This is a genomic window from Trichococcus pasteurii (assembly GCF_900112935.1).
In the GTDB taxonomy this organism is placed as follows: Bacteria; Bacillota; Bacilli; order Lactobacillales; family Aerococcaceae; genus Trichococcus; species Trichococcus pasteurii.
This window is the reverse complement of the sequence record NZ_FONM01000002.1, coordinates 371,595-388,364: the sequence shown is the minus strand read 5'-3', so window position 1 is coordinate 388,364 and position 16,770 is coordinate 371,595. Positions and strand designations below refer to the sequence as shown.

Below are 16,770 nucleotides of genomic sequence, written 5' to 3'. Positions count from 1 at the left end.
ATTTTCTATGAAAAAGACAAAAATTGTATGTACGATTGGGCCTGCTAGTGAATCTGTAGAAACACTTGTAAAATTGATCAATGCCGGTATGAACGTTGCCCGCTTGAATTTCTCGCACGGAGACTTTGAAGAACATGGCGCTCGTATCGTCAACATTCGCGAAGCATCAAAAATTACAGGCAAAATGTGCGCTATCCTTTTGGATACAAAAGGTCCTGAAATCCGTACAAACAACATGAAAGACGGCATCGTGTCATTGATCGCCGGCGAAACAGTAAGAATCTCAATGACAGAAGTTGAGGGTACGAAAGATAAATTCTCAATCACTTACCCAGAATTGATCAACGATGTCGTTGTCGGAAACCATATCCTATTGGATGACGGCTTGATCGACCTTGAAGTGACTGAAATCGACAGAGAGAACAACGAAATTGTTACCTTAGTCAAAAACTCAGGAATCTTGAAAAACAAAAAAGGTGTCAATCTGCCAGGGATCAAAACCAACTTCCCAGGGATTACACAAAAAGATACTGACGATATCATCTTCGGTATCGAAAATGACGTCGATTTCATCGCAGCGAGCTTCGTGCGTCGCGCAAGTGATGTATTGGCAATCACTGAAATTTTGGAAAAACATAATGCAACCCACATCCAAATCATCCCTAAAATCGAAAATCAAGAAGGTCTTGATAACATCGATGAAATCTTGAAAGTTTCTCAAGGTTTGATGGTTGCCCGTGGTGACTTAGGCGTGGAAATCCCTACTGAGGAAGTTCCTATCGCACAAAAAATGTTGATCAAAAAATGTAACGCATTGGGCAAACCAGTCATCACAGCAACACAAATGCTGGATTCCATGCAACGCAACCCACGTCCTACACGTGCTGAAGCAGGAGACGTTGCCAACGCAATCTTTGACGGAACCGATGCAGTTATGCTATCCGGCGAAACAGCTGCTGGGGATTACCCGGTTGAAGCCGTTACAACGATGGCTACAATCGCTATCCGTACGGAAGAAGCAATCGTTGGACAAGATGCATTTGCTTTGAAAGCATACAGCAACACAGATATGGCTGAAGCAATCGGTCAATCGGTTGGACATACAGCCCGCAACCTTAACATCCAAACAATCGTTGCCGCTACTGAATCTGGACATACAGCGCGCATGATCTCTAAATACCGTCCGAAATCACACATCGTTGCAGTCACTTTCTCGGAACGTCAAAGACGCGGATTGGCACTTTCGTGGGGTGTGTATCCGTTCGTAACCGAAAAACCTGATTCAACAGATGAAATGATGGAATTGGCTGCAAAAGTTGCCAAGGAAGAAAAATTCGCTAAAGAAGGCGATTTGATCATCATCACTGCCGGCGTACCAGTTGGCGAACGCGGAACAACAAACTTGATGAAGATCCAATTGATCGGAACCAAATTGACTTCCGGCCAAGGTATCGGCGACAAATCTGTCATCGGTAAAGCTGTAGTGGCTCTTTCAGCAGAAGAAGCAATCGCTAAAGTGACAGAGGACTGCATCTTAGTATTGAAGAACTCTGATAAAGACTATACGCCTGCATTTGAAAAAGCTGCAGCCGTAATCGTCGAAGCTGGCGGCTTGACAAGTCATGCTGCTGTTGTCGGTATCGCAAGCGGCATTCCGGTAATCGTAGGAGCAGAAAATGCGACTACATTGGTGCAAGACAACGAATTGATCACAATCGATTCTCGTCGCGGCATCATTTACCGCGGTGCAACAACTACCATCTAAGCTTAACTAAATTAGAGAGCATCATTGGGTCTGGGACGAGAGTCTCGGGCCCATTTGCTTTCCGGAAGCACGACTTGCCCTCTGTTTCGGCAAGCAGACAGGATAATATGCATAAATATCACAAATATGACAAGCTCATAACAACGACGCTTTGGAAATCATTTTGTGATATGATAAAATGGAAGAAATACAGCGACGGAAAGACCGTCTGGAGGAAAAATATGAGTAAAGTACTAGGTACAATCATTACAGGTGTGATCGTGGACGAAAACGAAAAAAGTGTCTTCGTTCAGAAAGACGGCATCACCTACAGATTGGATAAAGAAGAGTCGGAAACGGCATTACAATTGGGCGACACTGTCAAAGGCTTCGTCTACGAAGGGATGAACAAGCAACTTCGCATGACCTTAAAGGAACCAGCGAGCCAAGTTGGGAAATACGGTTGGGGAACAGTTGTGGCCGTCCGGAAAGATTTGGGCGTGTTTGTGGACATCGGTCTTGACGACAAAGAAATTGTGGTTTCCTTGGATAATTTGCCTGATATCAAATCACTATGGCCGAAAAAAGGAGACCGTCTTCTGATCGCCCTGGAGCAGGACAGCAAAGATCGTCTGTGGGGCATCATCGCCGACGAGCCGGTATTCCGTTCCATTTCCCGTACCCCGGGAGAGGAATTGAAAAACAAGGACATAACCGGAACAGTCTTCCGTTTGAAATTGGTAGGAACGTTCATCCTGACGGACGATCATTACATCGGATTCATTCACCCATCCGAGCGGGAGATTGAACCGCGCTTGGGCGAAGTCGTCAGCGGTCGGGTTATCGGCATCAGTCAACACGGCATGCTGAATCTGTCCTTGAAACCGCGTGCTCACGAAGCGATCAGTGAGGATGCAGCCATGATTTTGGTATTGTTGGAGCAGAGCCCAACGCACAGCTTGCCTTATTGGGACAAGAGTGATCCAGAAGCAATCAAAGAATACTTTGGCATCAGCAAAGCACAATTCAAAAGGGCTTTGGGCCATTTGTTGAAAGCCAGACTGATCATCCAAGAAGATGGACACACAAAATTAATCTAAAAGGATTAGGCCTTCAGCCTGTCCTTAAAGGAGCCGACAGCAGTGACGGAATTGTCATTAAACACCATCAAAAAACAATTGCAAGAGGCAGGATTCAAGCTCACTCCACAACGAGAAGCGACTGTCAGCGTGCTGCTGGAAAAGGAAAAGGAGCATCTCAGTGCAGAGGAGATTTTTCTGCTGTTGCGGCTTAAGCATCCCGATATCGGCCTAGCTACGGTCTATCGTACATTGGAAATTTTGACTGAACTGAACATCACCTACAAAGTTGTGTTTGAAGACGGGTTATCCCGCTACGATTTAAGAAGGACCAGCAATGAACATTTCCATCATCACCTTTTGTGCATTGAATGCGGCAACATAGAGGAAATACACGAAGATTTGCTGGGTGAGGTCGAAAAAGATGTCGAGGCGCGCTATCAATTCGTGGTTAAAGACCATCGTTTGACTTTTCATGGCATCTGCCGTGACTGCCAACAAAAACTGAGGAATAAATAGCCTCAAAAGGATGAAATGGGTTAAAGGATATGGAAGAAGAAATCAATGCATACGGGCGTTATTTGAGGATCGAGCGAGGGCTGTCCGATAATACCATCACCAGTTATCAGCGGGACCTCAGAAAATATAGCCATTTTTTGGAAAAGAATGAGATTCATGCATTCGGGGATGTGGTCAAGCCGGATGTGCTCTTGTATCTTCAATTTTTGAATGAGGAAAAATTGGCGACAGCCTCGATCGGAAGGATGATCACCAGTCTCCGGAGATTCCATCAATACTTGAAGCAAGAAGGATTGATCGAAAACGATCCGATGGTCACCATCCAACTGCCGAAAAAGCAACAAAAGTTGCCGAAAGTGCTCTCGATGGATGAAATCGAACGCTTGATGGCTGCACCGGATGTCAAAACCGTTTTGGGGCTGAGGGATCGTGCCATCTTGGAACTGCTGTATGCCACTGGTCTTCGTGTCAGTGAACTCATCCACATTACGATGAGCGAAATCCATCTGGATATCGGGTTCATCCAAACGATCGGGAAGGGCGATAAAGAAAGAATCGTACCGTTGGGGGAGGAAGCCGCCTTCTGGATTTCGGAATACTTGTCGGACAGTCGACCAGCTTTGGCGCACGGGAGGAAAGAGACGGCTTATCTGTTCCTGAATTTTCATGGCAATGGGTTCACACGTCAAGGGATCTGGAAAAATCTGAAGCAAACTGTGCGGGATGCCGGCATCAAAAAAAATGTATCTCCGCACATGTTGCGCCATTCCTTTGCGACACATATCCTGGAAAACGGAGCCGATCTGCGGATCGTGCAGGAACTGTTGGGGCATGCTGATATTTCCACAACCCAGATCTATACGCACATCACAACAGAAAGAATGGCAGAAATCTATCAAAAATATCATCCTCGTGCTTGAAGCTTAACGGATCAAGTCCGCTGAGGATAAGGGAGGAATAGGATCATGAAATTTAATCGCATCCATTTGATCGTGTTGGATTCAGTCGGCATAGGTGAAGCACCAGATGCCGACAAGTTCGGCGATGTCGGGTCGGATACGCTTGGACATATCGCGGAAGTCGCTGGGCTGGAAATTCCTAATCTGGAAAAGTTGGGTTTGGGAAACATACGCGAACTGAGTGGTGTAAAGCCGGACAGCGCATCCCTTGGCTACTGCACAAAACTCGAGGAACAGTCCGTCGGTAAAGATACGATGACAGGCCATTGGGAAATCATGGGGCTGAATATCCAGTCACCATTCCGCGTTTTTCCGGAAGGTTTTCCGCAAGAATTGATCCAGAAAATCGAAACCCACACAGGCCGGAAGATTATCGGAAACAAACCTGCCAGCGGGACGGAAATACTGGATGAATTCGGTGAGCACCAAATGAAGACGGGTGATCTGATCGTCTACACCTCTGCGGATCCGGTGCTGCAGATTGCCGCACACGAAGACATCATTCCGCTTGAGGAATTGTACGCAATCTGCGAATATGTCAGAGAAATCACTTTGGAGGATCCCTACATGATCGGACGGATCATCGCCAGACCATACATCGGCACTCCGGGACATTTTACCCGCACAAGCAATCGGCACGATTATGCTTTGGACCCATTCGGGCAAACGACATTGGATCACCTGAAGGACGCAGGCTACGATGTCATCGCAATCGGCAAAATCAATGACATCTACAATGGCCAAGGCATCACGGAATATGTACGCACAAAAAGCAACATGGATGGCGTCGACCAGTTGTTGACCGTCATGGGAAAAGATTTCCGGGGTTTAAGTTTCCTGAATTTGGTCGACTTTGACGCGTTGTTTGGACACCGCAGGGACGTAAAAGGTTACGCTGAGGCAATCGAAGCCTTTGATGCGCGTATTCCTGAAATATTGGCTGCTTTAGAGGATGATGATTTGCTGTTGATCACCGCAGACCACGGGAATGATCCAACGTTCCCGGGAACAGATCATACGCGCGAATATGTTCCATTATTGGCTTATTCGAAAAAAATGGCAGGCCGCGGCAAGTTGGATCAAGGCAAGTTTGCGGATATCGGCGCGACCGTATCCGATAATTTTCGGGTGGCTGCTACCCAAAACGGCCGCAGCTTTTTGGATGAATTGGACTAGTGAGGTGTGGGAATATGACAAATGATCAAAACAATGTGCGGATAGCCGCCGAATTTTTGGAAGAAAAAGGCTTATTGGAACCTGAGTTCGGCCTGATCTTGGGTTCAGGTTTGGGTGAGTTGGCTGATGAAATAACGGACGCGATTGCGATCCCGTATGAGGAAATCCCTTATTTCCCTGTATCGACGGTTGAAGGACATAAAGGCCAACTGGTATACGGGAACCTGAGCGGGAAGAAAGTCATCGCCATGCAAGGGCGCTTTCATTTCTATGAGGGCTACGGGCTCGAAGCGGTCACTTTTCCGATCAGGGTAATGAAGCATCTGGGCGTCCATTCCTTGGCGCTGACAAATGCGGCTGGAGGCATCAGTTATGCCTTCACACCCGGGGATCTGATGCTGATCACGGACCACATCAATCTGACTGGCCAGAATCCCTTGATCGGCCCGAATGATCCTGAGCAAGGCCCGCGTTTTACGGATATGAGCCAAGCCTACGATGCCGAATATCAAGAGAAAATAAAACAGGTCGCTTCAGAGATGGGATTGGATTTGAAGGAAGGCGTTTATCTCGGACTGACAGGTCCGACTTATGAAACGCCAGCGGAAATCCGGATGTGCCGGGTGCTCGGAGCAGACGCTGTCGGCATGTCCACTGTACCGGAAGCCATTGTGGCGCGTCATGCAGGTTTGCGCATTTTCGGCATTTCCTGTATAACTAATTTAGCTTCAGGCATGCAGGCAACCCTGAATCATGAAGAAGTCGTCGAAACGACTACCCGGGTCAAAGAAACATTCAAAGCCTTATTGAAGAATGCATTGATTGCTCTGTAACAAACGGGTAAATACAAAGTGAGAAGGAGATCGAAGTGTTCATTTCTTATAATCAATCATGTGAAAAAATAGCTATGGGTCTGCTTTCCTATGTGACAGATCTGAAAAATGTAGCGAGGCTGAAGCCGGAAATGGATAGCTACATTGAAAATGTCGATAGGAAATTATTCTTGTGGAAAGATGAAGAGACCGATAATATCGTTGCTCTGATAGGTGTGGAAATAAGTGAAGCGATGGTGCTAGTTCGTCATATCGCTGTCTCGCCTTCTTTTCGCAAGGAAGGCATTGTCCATCGGTTGCTGGATGGCTTGCAGCAACACTATCCCACAAGCACAATCAACGGGACTCTGGAAACCGCGCCGTTCATCGCCAAATGGAATCAGAAGCAACTGAACCGAAACGACGAGGAAACGAGTGGATCATTGTGAGCGAACAAAATGAACTCACCCTCATATTGCCGGATTTTGAGGGCCCATTGGATCTCCTCCTGCACTTGATCAAAGAGCTGAAAGTCGATATTTTCGATATTCCGATTGCAGAAGTGACTTTTCAATATCTGCGTTACTTGGACACGATGCAGGAGATGAAATTGGATATTGCCGGCGATTATCTGCTGATGGCTGCGACGCTGTTGGAAATAAAAAGCCGCATGTTGCTCCCAAAAAAAGAAGTGACTTTCGAAGAGGAATTTTATGAAGAGGGCGAGGATCCAAGGGAAAGCCTGATCCAACAATTAGTGGAATACAAGCAATTCCAGGAAGCCGCCAAAGCGCTTAAAACGATGGAACAGGAACGCGGCTTGTATTTCACGAAGCCGGCAACGGACCTGGAGGAGCTCCAACAAGCGATCCCTCTTGCCCCAGGCGAAGTTTCTGCGGCGGATCTGATTGCCGCGCTTCAGAAAATGTATCAGAAACTGCAGAAGAAGAAGCCGCTTCAGGCCAGAATGGAACAGGAACAATGCACGGTGGATCAGACGATGACTTGGATCATGGAAAAACTGGACAACCTGCCGGATGATTCTGACCCGAGGCTTCCTTTTACGGCTTTCTTTGAAGTACAGACCAAATCGCAGATCGTGAATACATTTTTGGCGATGCTCGAATTGGTCAAAGAAAGAAAAATCAATTTTTCGCAGGAGAGCACCTACGGAGACATTTATATACTACGCAATATGGGAGTTTTAGCAAATGAATAAAAAAGGGGCACTGGAGAGTCTGCTGTTTGTGGCAGGGGATGATGGCTTGAGTATGGATGAAATCACCTCTTTATTGGAGACCACCCCATTGGAAGCGCAAAATCTGTTGACCGAAATGCGGGCGAGTCATAACGACAACATCCACTCCGGTTTGACGCTTATCGAAACCCGCAAGAGGTACCAACTCGCCACAAAAAGGGAATATGCAGAACTCATCAAAATGTACGCTGTTTCGCCATTCGCGACCCACTTATCACAAGCTGCCCTGGAGACGTTGGCGATCATCGCATACAAGCAACCACTGACGCGGATGGAAATCGATCAGATCCGCGGCGTTCAGTCAGCGGGCTTGGTCCAAAGGCTGTTGCTGAGAGGGTTGATAAAGGAAATCGGACGTTCCGAAACGCCAGGAAGACCGATCATTTACGGCACAACCGATTATTTCATGAATTATTTCGGATTGACCACAATTGATGATCTGCCGAATGTGGACGAATTATTCCAGATGCAGGATAATGAATCCTTTGATCTTTTTGATTTTCCTGCGGATGAAGATACAGATAACCAACTTGCTTTTTTCAAGACAGATTCCGTCATACCGGAACAAGAATGACCGACAAAAACAAATAAGAATAATAGGTGAATAAATGGAAAGATTACAGAAAGTTATTGCTCATGCAGGAATAGCGTCACGACGGAAAGCTGAAGAACTGATCACTTCTGGTGCAGTCAGCGTAAACGGAAACAAAGTAACGGAATTAGGGGTGAAAGTTTCAAAAAATGACAGAGTCGAAGTGAACGGCTTGCCGATCTATCGTGAACAGCCGGTCTACTTCTTGTTCTACAAACCAAAGAACACCCTCTCATCCGTGAAAGATGATAAAGACCGGACTGTCGTCACTGATTTCTTCAACGTAAAAGAGCGGATCTATCCGATCGGCAGATTGGACTATGATACGACCGGACTGCTTCTTTTGACCAATGACGGTGAGTTTGCGAACCTGTTGACCCATCCGAAATACCATATCGACAAAACTTATGTCGCTAAGGTCGGTTGCATCCCTACGCGTTCCGATCTGAACAAATTGGAGAACGGAATCGTGATCGACGGCAAAAAAACATCGAAAGCGAGAGCTAAGTTGATTTCTGCCAATTCCCAAAAAAATACAGCAATCATTGAATTGACCATCCATGAAGGCTGGAACCATCAAGTCAAAAAAATGTTCGAAAAAATTGGTTGTCCCGTCGAAAAACTGAAAAGGGAATCATTTGGATTCCTTACGCTCGGTGATCTGAAACCGGGGCAACATCGAGAGCTGAAGGCGTTTGAAATAGAGAAGCTGAAGAATATGGCTCTTGCGAACGAAAAGGCATCAAAAAGGCAGTAATTTTGGCTGGACAAACCCGTTCAGCTTTTCTTATCGAATCAGAGAGGATGATCACGATGACAAATTCCAGCGGGAAAATATTGATTGTGGATGACGAAGAACGCATCCGAAGACTGCTGAAACTCTATCTGGAAAAGGATGGCTACGAAACAGCCGAAGCAGAGGATGGGACAACAGCGGTAGAGATGATCCTGAACAACCATTACGATTTGGTGTTGTTGGATATCATGCTTCCTGGCATGACCGGCATTGAAGTTGCCAAAATTGTCCGCAAGGAAAAAGAAATACCGATCATGATGATCACTGCCCGCGGCGAAGAGAACAACCGCGTAGAAGGATTCCTGTCCGGAGCGGACGACTACATCGTGAAGCCTTTCAGTCCAAGGGAAGTCATGTTGCGGGTCGCAGCCATCCTGAAGCGGACGAAACCTTCAGAATCGGAATCGAGCACAATCGAATATCCGATGCTGAAGATTTTTCCGGATGCCCGAAAAGTGCTGGTTGATGAGGTGGCCATCAATTTGACGCCCAAAGAATTTGAATTGCTGCTTTATCTTTCAAAGTCCCCAGAAAAAATTTTTACGAGGGAAGTTCTTTTGAAAGAAGTTTGGAAATACGAATTTTTTGGCGATTTGCGCACAGTCGACACGCACGTCAAGCGGTTGCGAGAAAAACTGTTGAAGCAATCGAAACCTGTTTCAAAAATGATAGTGACCGTTTGGGGGATGGGCTATAAATTTTCCCCGAATGATGACCAAGCAGCAGACGATAAACAATGAGAAGGACGAGCATATTCCTCAAATCATGGGTCCTATTGACTTTTTTGACTGTAGCCATCATGACTTTGATGTATATCGGCCACGCAATCATCAGTGTGAACTCGATCGAAGATACGTATAACAAACTGCTGCAGGAGAAAATCACCGCGTACAAGGATACGATTATGTCCGACCCTGAAGCTTATCTCAAGCAAGCAGAGACTGCGCAATCGCTGGACCCGGAATTGTCCTATTACATCAAAATGGGGGATCAGAGCCGCTTTACCGTGCAAAATCCGGAACTGCAAGGGCAGTCCGAACTGCTTCTGGAGAATATTTTGGCGAATGATCAAATTCTCGATGCGATCGACAGTAACGTGGACGATTTCAGCAGGATCACCGTAGAGGACGAGGAAAATAATCCCTTGCTTTTGATGGTTTTTGTTCATACTTTTGAATTGCAGGGACAAACCGGAATGCTCGTCATCGGTTACGAGTTGGATGAATTTCAGGCTTACGAACTGAACGCAAAAAGCATCACTTTGCTGTTGTTGACCGTCTATCTGATGGGGACGATCATCTATTACCAGCATCTGATCAGGAATGTTGCTGAACCGTTGGGAATTATGACGGACATCGCCTTCAAATATTCACGGAATGATTTTTCCAAGAGGATCACGTTCGAAGCCTATGACGAGATATCCGGATTGGGTACCGCCATGAACAAGCTGGGAAAGACCCTCCAAGCCACGACGTTGATGAACAGGGAGGAACGTGAACTGTTGAATCATCTGTTTGATTCTTTGCCGGCTGGGATCCTTTATTTTGACCAAACCTTTCATTTGAAATTAGTGAACGGCCCAGGGCAAGCGTTTTTGGATTTTTGGCGGAGGGTGGATCCGGATGCCGAGACTAAGGCCATACCGCATCAGTTCAAGGAAATGGTCGAGCATGCTTTCAGCACAACGGACGGATCGGAAGCGGATTTCAGTTGGTCTCAGCGGCACTATAACGTAAAAGTGACACCGGTCATCCAAACGGATCTGCAAAAAACCGCCGGCGTCCTGATTGTGCTGCAGGACGTAACGAATGAACGGCAGTTGGATATCATCCGCGGTGATTTCATCACGAATGTCTCCCATGACTTGCGGACGCCGTTGCAGATGATCAAAGGATACAGCGAAGCCATCATCGATAACATCGCTGAAAGCAATGACGAAAAAATTGAAATGGCCCAAATCATCTTGGATGAAACGACCGAGATGAACAAAATGGTGAACAACCTTCTGGATCTGTCGCGCATGCAAGCGGGGTATGTCGATCTGAACCGGCAGAATGTCGATCTAGCTGTTTTCTTCAACCATTTGTCGGGCAGGTTCGAGAACAGTTTCAAAGAAGCGGCGATCCAATTCACTTACGAACTGGCGGATGGCATCAAAACCTGTCCCTTCGACGAAGAGAAAATGAATCAGGTGTTTTACAATCTGATCGACAATGCGGTGCGTTATTCAGGCGAAATCGGCACGCGCAGGCAAAAATTCATCCACATCACCGTCCGTCTGGATGATATGTTGGATAAAGTTGTCTTTGAAGTCAGCGATAACGGAATCGGTATCCAAGCGGAAAGTTTGCCGTTCATTTTCGAGCGTTTTTACAAAAACGATAAATCACGGACATACTCGAAACAAAAAGGGACCGGTATCGGGCTTTCGATCGTGAAAACAATCGTGGAAGCGCACGACGGGGAAATTGAAGTCCACAGCGAACCGGGTGTAGGGACGACTTTCTTGATCCGTTTCCCATTCCGAGCGGGTTGAGTAAAACGACCGGAAGATAGTCTTAAAATAAATATCTCGAAACCGTGACATTTTCCTTGACAAGCGCGTGCGCATTGATTATAGTGTACATATAACAAAAATATAAATAAGATTCGTCTTCAGGGCAGGGTGAAATTCCCGACCGGTGGTGAAAGTCCACGACCTCGCAATGATTCATTGCGGGCTGAACTGGTGTAATTCCAGTACCGACAGTACAGTCTGGATGGAAGAAGATGGGGTTTCTTTGGATTGCAATTTCAAAGGCTCTATTTTTATGTGTCCATTAGCGGATGATAAAGATAGGGTCTTTTTTCGGATTCGGAGAAATCCATCTCTGAGACAGTCAACAGGGAGGATTCATTAACATGCAACAAAATAAGACAAAAAGATTGGTCGGCATTTCACTATTTGGGGCGTTGGCATTTGTGCTGATGTTCATCGCTTTTCCGGTAATTCCGGCATTTTCGTATCTGAAGATCGACTTCAGCGACTTACCGATTCTGCTTTCATTTTTCCTATACGGTCCGGCCGGCGGGATCATCTCCGCTGTCATCCGCTCCGTTCTGCACTACGTCCAAACAGGCGGGGACATGGGTTATCCGATCGGGGACTTCGCGAGTCTGTTGGCGACGCTCTCTTACACTTTGCCTGTCTACAATCTGTTGAAAAAAGCAAAAACCAAAACAGCCGTCATCATGGCGCTGTTGACGGGCACTTTGGTGTTGACGGTTGTCTTATCGGTAGCCAATTGGTTCATCATCACGCCGTTATATATGCACCTGTTGAATTTTGAAATGGGTCCTATCAAAGAATTGGTGTTGGCTGGCGTATTGCCTTTCAATATCATTAAAGGACTTGTCGTCAGTGCGGTCATCCTATTGATGATGCCGAAGCTGAAACCTTGGTTGGCGCATAACAAAGTTCCTTTTGCCCAGCAATAATTTACGATTCACGATTTGAATGTTTAAAAAAAAGAGGTTGCACCCGAATCATCATTGATTCAGGTGCAACCTCTTTTTCGCTTGTCCCTGCAGCAAGGACAATTCAGGATCTCTGTTCCGATGGAGGGAACGGTCGATCGGAACGCAAAATGGCGCCGGTGGGGCATTTGCGGTAGGCATCCAGAAACGCTCCAAAGCGTTCTTCGGGTATCGGAACCTTGCCCGCATTCAAATCCATTTTGCTGAAAGCAATCCCTTCGGAAGTGTAGTCGAAGAGATTCGGTGAAATTATTTGGCAAAGTCCACAAGCGATGCAGTTATCTTGGTTTACTTTGGTATAATACATACAGTAACCTTCTTTACAAAAATTTGGTGGTGAAAATGATGCAAGGTTTGACATATATAGATTATCTTTTTTTGGATTGCATTTCAACCGGGCGCCCCATCAAGGAGGCGACGCTTTTTTATAACCTGATCGGCAAACGGACCGTGTCCACGATGCTCCAGTGCCGCCAATATGATCTGGAGGCTTATTTCACTGTCATGCCGGGCATGAAACCGACAGTGTTGAAAAAAGGACTCGATCGGCTGGTTTCGGATGGTTTGATCTTCGGCAAAGATGGCGAAGGATTTCTTCTCACGGAAGCAGGCAGCGAAAAAAAGGCTGTTTTCTTCAGCGATCATGCGCGTTTTTTTAGGCAAAACCAAATGGAATACTCCCTCGTTCAGGGTGTTTTGCGTCGTCGCTTGCTGTTTTTGATCCAAATCCTTTCCGAAATGCTGCATAAAAATAAACGCTATTACCCGATTGAGCGGGAAGCGAAAGAACAGATTTGGATGAAGCGCTTGTTGGCGGAGCATTCAGGAGACAAAGCAGCTTTTGCGAAAAGCTGCGGCGAGGAATGGCGAGTCTACCTCTCGCGTTTGTCCGAAAGGGATGCCGGGCTCTTTGCGCTTCAATTCGAAGGCTATGAGCATTTAAGGAAAACAACCGGGCAGATGGCTGCGCTGTTCTCTTTGGAGGAAGCCGAAGTGAGGATACTGCTGCACCAAAATTGGCTGGGCTTGTATCAGGTATTGGAAAAGGAACCGGAAAAGTTTCCTGTCCTTTCTTCGGTGATGCTGATGACGGTGAATGAAACCGGCTTGGCTTCCGCCAGTGCGGAGACGACCCTGCGCTATTTCATGAACGGGCATGGCATGAATGAAATCATTTCGATGCGGGGATTGAAACAGAGCACAATCCAAGATCACTTTGCTGAAATCGCACTGATCTATCGGGAATTTCCGACGCAAGAATTTTTGGACAAGGAGAAAATGCTGTATCTGCAACAGCTTTTGGAACACAAAGCTCGCGTCGATTACCGGGAAATTCAACACGTGTTTCCCGGAATCAATTTTTTCGAGTCCAGGTTGATACAAATAAGAAGTGAGGTTGCGGCTAAATATGGATGAAGCACAATTGAAATCAGAACTTCAGAAATACTTCGGCTACTCGGCATTCAAAGACGGCCAATTGGAGCCCATCCGATCCGTTTTGGGGGGCAAGCATACGCTGTCCACTTTACCGACGGGAACAGGTAAATCATTGATATACCAGCTGAGCGGCTATCTTTTGGATGGCATTGTCGTTATCGTTTCGCCCCTGTTGTCCTTGATGGAAGACCAAGTGGCACAACTGAAATTCATGGGCGAAAAAAGGACGGCCTCATTGAACAGCATGATGCAGTTCGAGGAAAGGCAAAGATTGCTGAGCAACCTGGATCGAATCAAATTTTTGTTCCTTTCTCCTGAGATGCTGCAGAACCAAGTTGTGCTGAACCAACTCAAGCAAATTCCGCTCGCTTTGTTTGTGGTTGATGAAGCGCACTGCATTTCTCAGTGGGGCTTGGATTTCCGATCCGATTATCTTTTTCTGGGAGCGGCAAGGAAAGCATTGGGCAATCCCTTGACGTTGGCTCTCACTGCGACCGCGACACCGGCTGTGATGGGCGACATCATCAGCTCCTTGCATATCGACGGAGACGACTTGAACGTATTTGAAGGTGCGGTCGACCGTCCCAACATTTACTATAGAGTCGCAGCGGTGCCTCCAGAAGAGAAAAACGAGTACCTCCTGCAGCTTTTGGAGAGATATCCATCTCCGGGCATCATCTACTTCTCCAGTAAGGCACAAGCTGATGCGGTCGCTTTCATGATCCGGAAAAGAACAGGTTTGCGCGCGGAAGCCTACCATGCCGACCGCACGAATGAAGACAGGATCACCATCCAGCATCAATTCCTTCAGGATGAGTTGGACGTCATCTGCGCCACAAGCGCCTTCGGGATGGGGATCAATAAACCGAACATCCGCTATGTGATCCATTACCACATGCCGAATTCGCTCGAGGAATATGTGCAGGAGATAGGCAGAGCAGGGCGGGACGGGCAACCGAGCACGGCTGTCCTACTGTATTCGGAAACGGACTACAACTTCAAAGTGAAGATGCTGCAAGGCGATTTTCCGAATGATTTTGCGATTGAGAGTGTCATCAAAAACAAAGCCGTAAATCCCGATTATGGGAGTCCAACTGAGCAAACGTTGCTGCTGCATATCTTGCGGCAACGGCTCACAAAAGAGGAAGCGAAGCATTTTATTGCGGCCCGGCGCGAGTTAAAGCAAAATCTGCTGAAGCGCATGAAGGGGTTTGCCGAAACCGACACTTGCCGACGCGAGTACATCTCTGCATATTTCGGGAAAAGCAGTCTTGTCAAACCTGTCCTCTGCTGTGATGGCTGCGGGGACGAGGACCCACCTTTAGCTGGAGAAGTCAGCTCAAGGAATGCGGTTCCAACGACAGGGGCGCCACATTGGGGGAAAATCCTGTCCGACCTTTTTCTTTTATAAAATTTAACCCAAATTTTGCGAAAATGTGCTACAATTAGCATGAATCACTTATAGGAGGAACCCGAATGGATAAAAAGAATCGCAATCGCAATAATGGAGAGCCTTGGTCACGTAAATTCGGCGAAGATGAGAATCTGAAGAGCCGGCAGTATTCGCGTTCGGCCAGAAATACAAAAAATAAAGAAGTAGCACCTCTATTAAAAGTATTGCTGTTTCTCTTTTTGGCTATTCTGATTATTCCTTTTGCAACCATCTATTTTAATAAACAGAATCAAAATACTCCCGCACCTAAAAGTGCTGAACAAGTGATGATCAACAAAAGAGTGGCCAGTTCCAGTGTCGAGAGCAGTGAAGAAGCGTCTTCCGAAGTGATCGAATCATCCAGTGAAGTCGCTGAGAGCGTCAAGGAACCGGAATCCTCGATTGCGGAAACCCCAAGTTCAAGCGCTGCACCAGCAGTAGTCGAAACGCCGGTTGAAACAGTTGAAGAGCCGGAAACGACAACCGGGGAATACAATAATTCCTATACCATCAAACCGGGTGACAACCTTTACCGGATTGCTTTGAACCATGGGATGACATTGGATGAATTGATGCAGGCTAACGGGTTGAGCAGCACAGAAGCGCAAATCGGTATGGTATTGAACGTTAAATAACGAAAGCCGTCTGACAAGGCGGCTTTTTCGATGAAATCGTACAGAATGAAGTTGGAGGGTTATTGTGAAAAAAATGAATATTGCCATTGACGGTCCCGCATCGGCCGGAAAAAGCACCATCGCAAAGAAAGTTGCGGAAAAGTTGGGCTACATTTATCTGGACACAGGTGCGATGTACCGAACATTGACTTATGCGGCTTTATCCACTGGAGGCGATCTCCAGGATGAAGAGGCATTGCATAAGTTGTTGCAAGGAATCAGGATAACGTTTTCGACTGCCGAAAACGAAATGCAGCGTGTTTTTTTGAATGATGAGGACGTGACCGAATCAATCAGATCGGATGAAGTGACCCAAAACGTCTCCTTGGTTTCATCATTTGCCAAAGTGCGTGAAGAGATGGTTGCTCGCCAGAAGAGCATCGCACAATCAGGCGGCGTTGTAATGGATGGACGGGATATCGGTACTGTCGTATTGCCGGATGCGGAGGTCAAGATATTCATGACAGCGACAGCCGAAGAACGCGCGCTGCGACGCTACAAAGAAAACGTTGCGAAGGGTATGACCACTTCCTTGGAAGAGCTGACGGAAGACATGAAGCGCCGCGACCATTTGGACAGCACCCGGACGATTTCCCCTTTGAAAAAAGCGGACGATGCCATCGTTTTGGACTCTACTCATCTGGAAATCGACGAAGTGGTAAAGAGGATTCTCGGCATTATCGAAGCGAACCTAAAACCCTTACAAACATTGGATTAACAATACTAGACGATTTTAAGCAAAAATGTTAGAATGATTGTATGCAGTATTACGCTTT

At 46.6% G+C, this 16,770-nt stretch carries 18 protein-coding genes and 1 riboswitch; of the genes, 17 read left to right on the top strand and 1 reads right to left on the bottom strand.

The genetic code is table 11. The annotated features are described in order from the left end of the window. Window positions 1-7: 7 nt before the first annotated feature. The 13 genes from pyk (at window position 8) to BM184_RS04010 (ending at window position 12,412) form a co-directional block, all read left to right on the top strand. Complete coding sequence (pyk, locus tag BM184_RS04070) at window positions 8-1,765, top strand: pyruvate kinase (RefSeq protein ID WP_086941572.1); 1,758 nt, start codon at window positions 8-10, stop codon at window positions 1,763-1,765. Window positions 1,766-1,986: 221 nt separating this feature from the next. Further along, window positions 1,987-2,844, top strand: coding sequence for a CvfB family protein (locus BM184_RS04065; RefSeq protein ID WP_086941571.1), 858 nt, complete (start codon window positions 1,987-1,989; stop codon window positions 2,842-2,844). 42 nt (window positions 2,845-2,886) lie between these two features. After that, window positions 2,887-3,342, top strand: a complete 456-nt coding sequence (gene fur, locus BM184_RS04060; protein ID WP_086941570.1) for a ferric iron uptake transcriptional regulator — start codon at window positions 2,887-2,889, stop codon at window positions 3,340-3,342. 29 nt (window positions 3,343-3,371) lie between these two features. Then, on the top strand, window positions 3,372-4,262 hold the full coding sequence (gene xerD / locus BM184_RS04055) for a site-specific tyrosine recombinase XerD (protein ID WP_086941569.1): 891 nt from the start codon (window positions 3,372-3,374) through the stop codon (window positions 4,260-4,262). Window positions 4,263-4,307: 45 nt separating this feature from the next. Then, a complete protein-coding gene (gene deoB, locus BM184_RS04050; RefSeq protein WP_086941568.1) occupies window positions 4,308-5,477 on the top strand; it encodes a phosphopentomutase in 1,170 nt (389 codons plus the stop codon). Between the two features lie 14 nt (window positions 5,478-5,491). Next, complete coding sequence (locus BM184_RS04045) at window positions 5,492-6,310, top strand: purine-nucleoside phosphorylase (protein WP_086941567.1); 819 nt, start codon at window positions 5,492-5,494, stop codon at window positions 6,308-6,310. Between the two features lie 35 nt (window positions 6,311-6,345). Next, the gene (locus BM184_RS04040) at window positions 6,346-6,738 is read left to right on the top strand and encodes a GNAT family N-acetyltransferase (protein WP_245830506.1); all 393 of its coding nucleotides are present in this window, start codon (window positions 6,346-6,348) and stop codon (window positions 6,736-6,738) included. Then, complete coding sequence (locus BM184_RS04035) at window positions 6,735-7,508, top strand: segregation/condensation protein A (protein ID WP_245830505.1); 774 nt, start codon at window positions 6,735-6,737, stop codon at window positions 7,506-7,508. The genes BM184_RS04040 and BM184_RS04035 overlap by 4 nt, the downstream gene beginning before the upstream one ends. Further along, complete coding sequence (scpB, locus tag BM184_RS04030) at window positions 7,501-8,121, top strand: SMC-Scp complex subunit ScpB (RefSeq protein ID WP_086941565.1); 621 nt, start codon at window positions 7,501-7,503, stop codon at window positions 8,119-8,121. The genes BM184_RS04035 and scpB overlap by 8 nt, the downstream gene beginning before the upstream one ends. A 34-nt stretch (window positions 8,122-8,155) precedes the next feature. Further along, window positions 8,156-8,896, top strand: coding sequence for a pseudouridine synthase (locus tag BM184_RS04025; protein ID WP_086941564.1), 741 nt, complete (start codon window positions 8,156-8,158; stop codon window positions 8,894-8,896). Between the two features lie 56 nt (window positions 8,897-8,952). After that, window positions 8,953-9,675 carry a response regulator transcription factor gene (locus tag BM184_RS04020; RefSeq protein WP_086941828.1) on the top strand — a complete coding sequence of 241 codons (723 nt, stop codon included), beginning with the start codon at window positions 8,953-8,955 and terminating at the stop codon, window positions 9,673-9,675. Beyond that, window positions 9,672-11,471 (top strand): sensor histidine kinase, encoded by a 1,800-nt coding sequence (locus tag BM184_RS04015; RefSeq protein ID WP_086941563.1) that lies wholly within the window; start codon window positions 9,672-9,674, stop codon window positions 11,469-11,471. The genes BM184_RS04020 and BM184_RS04015 overlap by 4 nt, the downstream gene beginning before the upstream one ends. Before the next feature lie 111 nt (window positions 11,472-11,582). Next, window positions 11,583-11,710, top strand: a riboswitch (FMN riboswitch). A 126-nt stretch (window positions 11,711-11,836) separates the two neighbouring features. Continuing rightward, window positions 11,837-12,412, top strand: coding sequence for an ECF transporter S component (locus tag BM184_RS04010; RefSeq protein WP_086941562.1), 576 nt, complete (start codon window positions 11,837-11,839; stop codon window positions 12,410-12,412). 103 nt (window positions 12,413-12,515) lie between these two features. Here BM184_RS04010 and BM184_RS04005 read toward each other — a convergent pair whose 3' ends face one another. After that, window positions 12,516-12,758, bottom strand: a complete 243-nt coding sequence (locus BM184_RS04005) for a ferredoxin (RefSeq protein ID WP_086941561.1) — start codon at window positions 12,756-12,758, stop codon at window positions 12,516-12,518. 35 nt (window positions 12,759-12,793) lie between these two features. Here BM184_RS04005 and BM184_RS04000 point away from each other — a divergent pair, with 35 nt between their 5' ends. The 4 genes from BM184_RS04000 (at window position 12,794) to cmk (ending at window position 16,712) form a co-directional block, all read left to right on the top strand. Continuing rightward, a complete protein-coding gene (locus BM184_RS04000) occupies window positions 12,794-13,867 on the top strand; it encodes a helix-turn-helix domain-containing protein (protein WP_086941560.1) in 1,074 nt (357 codons plus the stop codon). Then, a complete protein-coding gene (locus tag BM184_RS03995; protein WP_086941559.1) occupies window positions 13,860-15,299 on the top strand; it encodes a RecQ family ATP-dependent DNA helicase in 1,440 nt (479 codons plus the stop codon). The genes BM184_RS04000 and BM184_RS03995 overlap by 8 nt, the downstream gene beginning before the upstream one ends. Before the next feature lie 65 nt (window positions 15,300-15,364). Next, on the top strand, window positions 15,365-15,955 hold the full coding sequence (locus BM184_RS03990) for a LysM peptidoglycan-binding domain-containing protein (protein WP_086941558.1): 591 nt from the start codon (window positions 15,365-15,367) through the stop codon (window positions 15,953-15,955). A gap of 61 nt (window positions 15,956-16,016) precedes the next feature. Then, window positions 16,017-16,712 carry a (d)CMP kinase gene (gene cmk / locus BM184_RS03985; protein WP_086941557.1) on the top strand — a complete coding sequence of 232 codons (696 nt, stop codon included), beginning with the start codon at window positions 16,017-16,019 and terminating at the stop codon, window positions 16,710-16,712. Window positions 16,713-16,770: the final 58 nt, after the last annotated feature.